A 6,145-nucleotide genomic window follows, 5' to 3' on the forward strand; every position below is an offset into this window, starting at 1 on the left:
GGGGGAGCTGGCGGCGGAGGCGGGGGCGGGGGAGGTACGGGCACCGACGTGCCGGAGCTATCTTCGCCGCAACCGGTGAGCAGCATGGGCAGCAGCACCACCGTCGATGCCAGAGACAGAGACCCCAGTGACTTGAGCAGCCACTTGTGCATTGTTCCGTTCATGTTTCTCCTCTTAACCAAAAAGTAGAGTTCGGCTGAACACTTCCCTCACATTACCCGATCGGCTCGCTCAGGGCAACCTAAGCTTTCTGAGAAATGGCCAATCGAGGGGAGACGCAGACACGCCAGTTTGGTGGCTAGCCTGTTTACTCTGCTAATCATACAGGCAGATGCGGCAGCTTTGGCAAGAGTTATCGACTTTTTCCGGGCCAATGGGGAGTGATCTGGGTCACAGACGATAGCATGAGCTTGCCTGTGGCTACTGCTTCGTACAACTCTGCTCCATAGGCTGGGTTGAGGCTTGGCCGAGGGAGGTGAGACGTGGCCGGAATCTTTGCCCAGCAAGGTTTTCTCGGATCCAACTCTAAAAAACCGGGAGATCTACCTATTTCTCTGAAAAATGGTGCTTGATCCGGGGCAGAAGGGTGGCAGGATGAGGAGTGGATGTTTTTTCTGGAGACCCAACCAGGATGGCTACCTACAAGGTCACTCTGATCAACGAAGAGCGAGGCTTGAACGTCACCATCGATGTGCCGGATGACGAGTACATTTTGGATGTGGCGGAGGAGCAAGGGATCGAGCTGCCCTATTCCTGCCGCGCCGGGGCCTGTTCGACCTGTGCCGGCAAGCTGGTGAGTGGCACGGTGGATCAAAGCGATCAATCCTTCCTGGATGACGATCAGATCGAGCAGGGCTATGTGTTAACCTGCGTGGCCTACCCTACTTCTGACTGCACCATCATCACCCATCAAGAAGAGGCGCTGTACTGAGGCCCTCACCCCCGATCCCTCTCCCGCGGCCCCTCTCCCTGGGGGACGCCCTCACCCCCGGCCCCTCTCCCTGGGGGAGAGGGGTTTTTTGTTTTGGGTGCTCCTTTCCGGCAGCCTCAAGCGCTCCGCGCCGCCGCAGGCGACTACTCCCGACTCCTCTCCCAGCCCTCACCCCCGGCCCCTCTCCCTCAGGGAGAGGGGAGTAGGGTTTTCTTATCCTCTGTTGAGCTTTTTGACGATGACTCCAGAGCAAGAAGAGTGGTTAATCCGGGCCGTTCAAGAGCTGCAGGCTGCCCAAAAAGAGCTGCAAGCTGCTCAGCAGGAGCTGCGCCTTGTCCAACAGAATCAACAGGTTCTGATTCAGGAAGTCCGCGAGGGGCAGGCGATGCTGGCGCAGTTTTTCCGCGAGGCGCTGGATCGCTTTGACGAGCGCACTCGGGCTATTGAACGCCGCACCGACGAGATGGCGGCAGAGATGAAGGAGATGCGGCAGGAGATCCGGGATCTGCGCCGCGATTTTTTGGAACGGCGATAGCCCCTCACCCCCATCCCCTCTCCCTGAGGGATGACCCTCACCCCCGGCCCCTCTCCCTCAGGGAGAGGGGGGTTAGGATGGCAGCAGAGTGGCTTTTGGAGGCGGCTGTGGCTTTGACGATAGGATCCGTTCCTGGGCCGACAGCGGCTCGCCTGAGTTTGGCAGAGTACCTCAAGTATTCCGATGGCGGCGATACCCGCTATGAGCTGGTGGCGGGGGAGTTGGTGCCGATGGCCCTTCCAACCGGACGGCATGGTCAGATTGTGGATTTCCTCAATACCGCTTTTCGAGTTGAGATCCGGCGCCAGGGGCTGCCGTGGACTTCTCAGCCGATGGCTATCGGGATCCAGTCGCCGCGGGGCAACCGCTGGGATACGGTGCGGATCCCGGATGTGGTGGTGCTGCCTCTGCAGCAGTGGCAGGAGATGGGATCCCGAGAGGCTCTCATTCGCTTGGAGGATCCGCCGCCGCTGTTGGTGGTGGAGGTGGTGAGCGAATCAAGCCGGGCGGCGGACTACCGAGCCAAACGGGCGGAATACTGTGTTTTGGGCATTGGTGAGTACTGGATTGTGGATCCGATGGAGGAGAAGGTGAGCCTGCTGCTGTTGCACGAGGGCTGGTACGACCTGCTGGAGCTGAAGGGATCCGAGCGGGTGCCCTCGAAGGTTTTTGCAGGGCTGGAGCTGCAGGCGGGGGAGATCTTGGCGGCGGACTTGGGTTATTCTGGTAAAACCACGGGGAGTTAGCTCAGTTGGTAGAGCGCTGCGATCGCACCGCAGAGGTCAGGGATTCGAGTTCCCTACTCTCCATTGCCCCCCCCCCCGGCCCCTCTCCCTGAGGGAGAGGGGAGTTGGTGGTAGGATCTTGGCATCCTCTCGCTCTAGTTGATAATGACTCCGGAACAAGAAGAGTGGCTGATCCGCGCTGTTCAAGAGCTGCAAGCGGCCCAGCAGGAGCTACGTCTTGTCCAACAAAATCAGCAGCTTCTGATTCAAGAACTGCGAGAAGGGCAGGCAATGCTGGCTCAGTTTTTCCGCGAGTCCATGGATCGCTTTGATGCGCGCACCCGCGCTATCGAGCGCCGCACGGATGCCCTGGAGCGCCGAACTGAAGCTCTGGAACGGCGCACTGACGAGATGGCCCAAGAGATGAGGGAGATGCGGCAGGAGATTCGAGATCTGCGCCGCGATTTTTTGGAACGGCGGTAGGCCCAAGCGCTCCGCGCTGGCCCTCACCCCCGGCCCCTCTCCCTGAGGGAGAGGGGAGTTAGTAGGGATCCGTGCTGGATTACTCTAGAGAGAACTTTGACGTTGCTCGATCGGCCTTTCCCTTCCTTAGCGAGTTTGCCATATGTCTGTTATCCGTGCCCTGCACCGCCAGTTGGTGAGCAAAGAGCGCTCGGCCGAGGAGATCGCCCGCGAATACCTGGAGCGCCTGCACCAACTGGAGCCGCAGCTCAAGAGCTTTATTACTGTTACGGAGGAGCTGGCGCTGCAACAGGCTAGGGCGGTGGATGCCCGCATTCGCGCCGGGGAGGCGATTGGTCCGCTGGCCGGGATCCCGTTGGCTGTGAAAGATAACCTTTGCACCCAAGGGATCCGCACCACCTGTGCTTCTCGGATTCTGGAGGGGTTTGTGCCGCCCTACGAGTCAACGGTGACGGCGCGGCTGGCGGCAGCCGGCATGGTGATGGTGGGCAAGACCAACCTGGACGAGTTTGCCATGGGCAGCTCCACGGAAAACTCCGCCTTTCAGCGCACTGCCAACCCCTGGGATCTGACGCGGGTGCCAGGGGGATCCTCAGGCGGGTCGGCGGCGGCGGTGGCGGCAGACCAGGCGGTGGTGGCCTTGGGATCGGATACGGGGGGATCGATCCGCCAGCCGGCGGCCTTCTGTGGCGTGGTTGGCCTCAAGCCCACCTACGGGCTGGTCTCCCGCTATGGGCTGGTGGCCTTTGCCTCTTCTCTGGATCAGGTGGGGCCGTTTGGGCGCACGGTGGAGGATGTGGCCCTGCTGCTGCAGGGGATTGCCGGCCACGACCCCATGGACTCCACCAGCCTTAGGGTGGAGATCCCGGACTATAGCCAGGCTTTGATCGCCGATATCAAAGGCTTCAAGATTGGCGTCATCCGCGACCTGCTGGGGGAAGGGTGTGGGGAAGAGACCCGCGCGGCTGTGCAAGCGGCCATCCAACACCTGCAGGAGCTGGGGGCAGAGATCCTGGAGATCGACTGCCCCAGCTTTCGCTACGGTCTAGCTACCTACTACATCATTGCTCCTTCGGAAGCTTCTTCCAACCTGGCCCGCTACGACGGCGTCAAGTACGGCCTGCGGGAACCTGCCGACTCGCTCTTGGCTATGTATGGCAAGACCCGCGCCCGCGGCTTTGGGCCGGAGGTGAAGCGGCGCATCATGATCGGCACTTATGCCCTCTCTGCCGGCTACTACGATGCCTACTACCTCAAGGCCCAGAAGGTGCGCACCTTGATCAAGCAAGATTTTCTGCGCGCCTTCGAGAAGGTGGATGTGTTGGTCAGCCCCACCACCCCCACGCCGGCTTTCAAAAGCGGCGAGCGGGAGGATCCCTTGAGCATGTACCTGTGCGACCTGATGACGATCCCGGTCAACCTGGCGGGCTTGCCGGGGCTGAGCCTGCCCTGTGGCTTTGCCAACGGTCTGCCCATCGGCCTGCAGATCATAGGCAACGTCTTGCAGGAGAGTAAGGTGCTGCGGGTGGCCTATGCTTACGAGCAGAGCACTGACTGGCACAAGCAGCGACCTCTCCTGGGACAGCCCCCCGTTGAGCAGGCCCAGGGAACCGCTCCCAAACAGCCCAAAGCCAAGAGCAAGTCCGCCAAGGGGAGCAAAAAATCCAAAAGCTGAGCCCCCTAGGCCATGCCCATCTGGTTGGCTGCCGAGAAGCGCTCCATAAAGCGCAGGAAGCGCTCCCATTCTGCTTCTGTTTCCATGTCGTAGATCACTTCCAGGGCCTTGAATTCCCCGTTCAAGAACTTGGCTTTGATGTTGCGGGTGGTCAGCTCCCCTTCCTCGTCGATCATCCGCATGCCCAGGATGCTTTGCGTGTCGGACTTCAGCTCCTCAAAGCGAAAAATGGCGGATCCCCGCTTGCCATTTTTGGATTTCAGCAGCCGCACCTGCGTTGGCACTTCTGGAATGCCGGGAGAAAACTCAATAGTGGCCATGATTTTTAAAAAAATAACCCATTCAGGCCATTATAGTTGTTCCAAACACGATTGAGATACTTTGTCGCTAGCGGCCCAAGCGCTCCGCACCGCTCACGCGACCACACCACTCCCTGTCCCAGAGGGAGCTCCCCTCACCCCCGGCCCCTCTCCCTCAGGGAGAGGGGAGCTGGAGAGCAACGGACAGGCTGTTCCATAACCCTTTGCAATGACTATATAACGGCTGGATCCCCGGCTAGAAACTTTTTCAACTCGCAAGCGGCCATCTGCTCCAAATGGTGGCTGGCCTGGCGCTGCGCTTCGGTCACATCCGGGATCCGGTCACAGAGGGCGCCAACCCTGATGGGAAGGGATCGGGCAGTCAAGTTAGCCCGAGCTGCCGGGGTGGCCTGGCCGCAGAGGATGAGCAAGGGCTTCTGTGCCGCGCTCGCCTGCTCCAGCACTGCCCCCACCACCTTTCCCATGGTGCTCTGTTCATCGAGGCGGCCCTCGCCGGTCACCACCAGGTCGCAGCGACGCATGCGCTCCGGCAGGGCCAAGTGCTGGGCCAAGAGCTGGATCCCGGACTCCAGGGTGGCTCCCAAAAAGGCCACCAGCCCTGCCCCCAGCCCACCGGCAGCGCCGGCCCCTGGGATCCCGTCCACCGTCCGGCCCAGGTCGCGCTCCACTACTCTGGCCCAGTGCTGCAGGGCCTGCTCCAACTGCCTTACTTGCTGGGGGGTGGCGCCCTTCTGGGGCGCAAAAACGGCAGCCGCCCCCAACGGGCCGGTGAGGGGGTTCTGCACATCGCAGAGGCCGCGGATGCACTTGCCCAGCCAAACAGGCTGCTTGGGCGGCTCGATGCGCGCCAGCCGGGCCAGCTCCCCTCCCCCCCAGCCAATGGGATCCCCAGCCCCATCCAGGAGGCGATAGCCTAAGGCTTGGGCCATGCCTGCTCCGGCATCCACGGTGGCGGATCCGCCCAGCCCTATCCAAATCTCAGCAATGGGATCCCGGCAGACGGCCCGCAACAGCTCCCCCAGGCCATAGGTGGTGGTGCGGGTGGGATCCCGCCGCTGGGGAGGCACCAAGGTTAGGCCGGCCACCTGGGCTACTTCCAGCAGCGCCCGCTCGCCTACCACGCCATACTCGGCCCAGACGGGATCCCCCAGCGGGCCGCTGACCCACAGCCCTCGTTTTTCTCCCCCCAGCGCCGGCAGCAGCATCTCTAGGGTGCCCTCGCCCCCATCGGCCAGAGGGAGCAGCTCCACCGCGGCCTGGGGCAACACTTGTTGGATCCCGCGGGCGATGCTCTCTGCCGCCTCCTTGGCCGTCAGGGATCCTTTGAAGCTATCCGGGCAGATCAAAACCCGCCGAGGCGGGCGGCTGAACTCGGATCCCTCGTCTGGTGAACCCCTACCCAGCATCAGCCCTAAAACGTCCTCGGCGGCAACAGAGAGAATGGAATGAACTACCCCACCGCGTAGGCGGGTGGGG

Annotated in this window: 7 protein-coding genes and 1 tRNA gene; 6 read left to right on the top strand and 2 right to left on the bottom strand. The window is 61.8% G+C overall.

Annotation, left to right across the window (positions count from 1 at the left end; all coding sequences use genetic code 11):
• Positions 1 to 631 precede the first annotated feature (631 nt).
• From NW835_RS03465 to gatA, 6 genes are all read left to right on the top strand, one after another.
• Positions 632 to 931 carry a ferredoxin gene (locus NW835_RS03465; protein ID WP_414336541.1) on the top strand — a complete coding sequence of 100 codons (300 nt, stop codon included), beginning with the start codon at positions 632 to 634 and terminating at the stop codon, positions 929 to 931.
• A gap of 97 nt (positions 932 to 1,028) precedes the next feature.
• Positions 1,029 to 1,466, top strand: coding sequence for a hypothetical protein (locus NW835_RS03470; RefSeq protein ID WP_414399027.1), 438 nt, complete (start codon positions 1,029 to 1,031; stop codon positions 1,464 to 1,466).
• A gap of 77 nt (positions 1,467 to 1,543) precedes the next feature.
• Positions 1,544 to 2,212, top strand: coding sequence for a Uma2 family endonuclease (locus NW835_RS03475; RefSeq protein WP_414414531.1), 669 nt, complete (start codon positions 1,544 to 1,546; stop codon positions 2,210 to 2,212).
• Positions 2,203 to 2,275 (top strand) — tRNA-Ala (locus NW835_RS03480). The genes NW835_RS03475 and NW835_RS03480 overlap by 10 nt, the downstream gene beginning before the upstream one ends.
• Positions 2,276 to 2,356: 81 nt before the next feature.
• Positions 2,357 to 2,674, top strand: a complete 318-nt coding sequence (locus tag NW835_RS03485) for a hypothetical protein (protein WP_414336537.1) — start codon at positions 2,357 to 2,359, stop codon at positions 2,672 to 2,674.
• A 142-nt stretch (positions 2,675 to 2,816) separates the two neighbouring features.
• Positions 2,817 to 4,349 carry an Asp-tRNA(Asn)/Glu-tRNA(Gln) amidotransferase subunit GatA gene (gene gatA, locus NW835_RS03490; RefSeq protein ID WP_414414532.1) on the top strand — a complete coding sequence of 511 codons (1,533 nt, stop codon included), beginning with the start codon at positions 2,817 to 2,819 and terminating at the stop codon, positions 4,347 to 4,349.
• 5 nt (positions 4,350 to 4,354) lie between these two features.
• Here gatA and psb28 read toward each other — a convergent pair whose 3' ends face one another.
• Positions 4,355 to 4,669, bottom strand: coding sequence for a photosystem II reaction center protein Psb28 (psb28, locus tag NW835_RS03495; RefSeq protein ID WP_414366731.1), 315 nt, complete (start codon positions 4,667 to 4,669; stop codon positions 4,355 to 4,357).
• 212 nt (positions 4,670 to 4,881) lie between these two features.
• A partial coding sequence (locus NW835_RS03500) for a glycerate kinase (RefSeq protein WP_414414533.1) occupies positions 4,882 to 6,145 on the bottom strand: 1,264 nt, incomplete at its 5' end.

Source organism: Synechococcus sp. OH2 (genome assembly GCF_047462155.1).
In the GTDB taxonomy this organism is placed as follows: Bacteria; Cyanobacteriota; Cyanobacteriia; order Thermostichales; family Thermostichaceae; genus Thermostichus.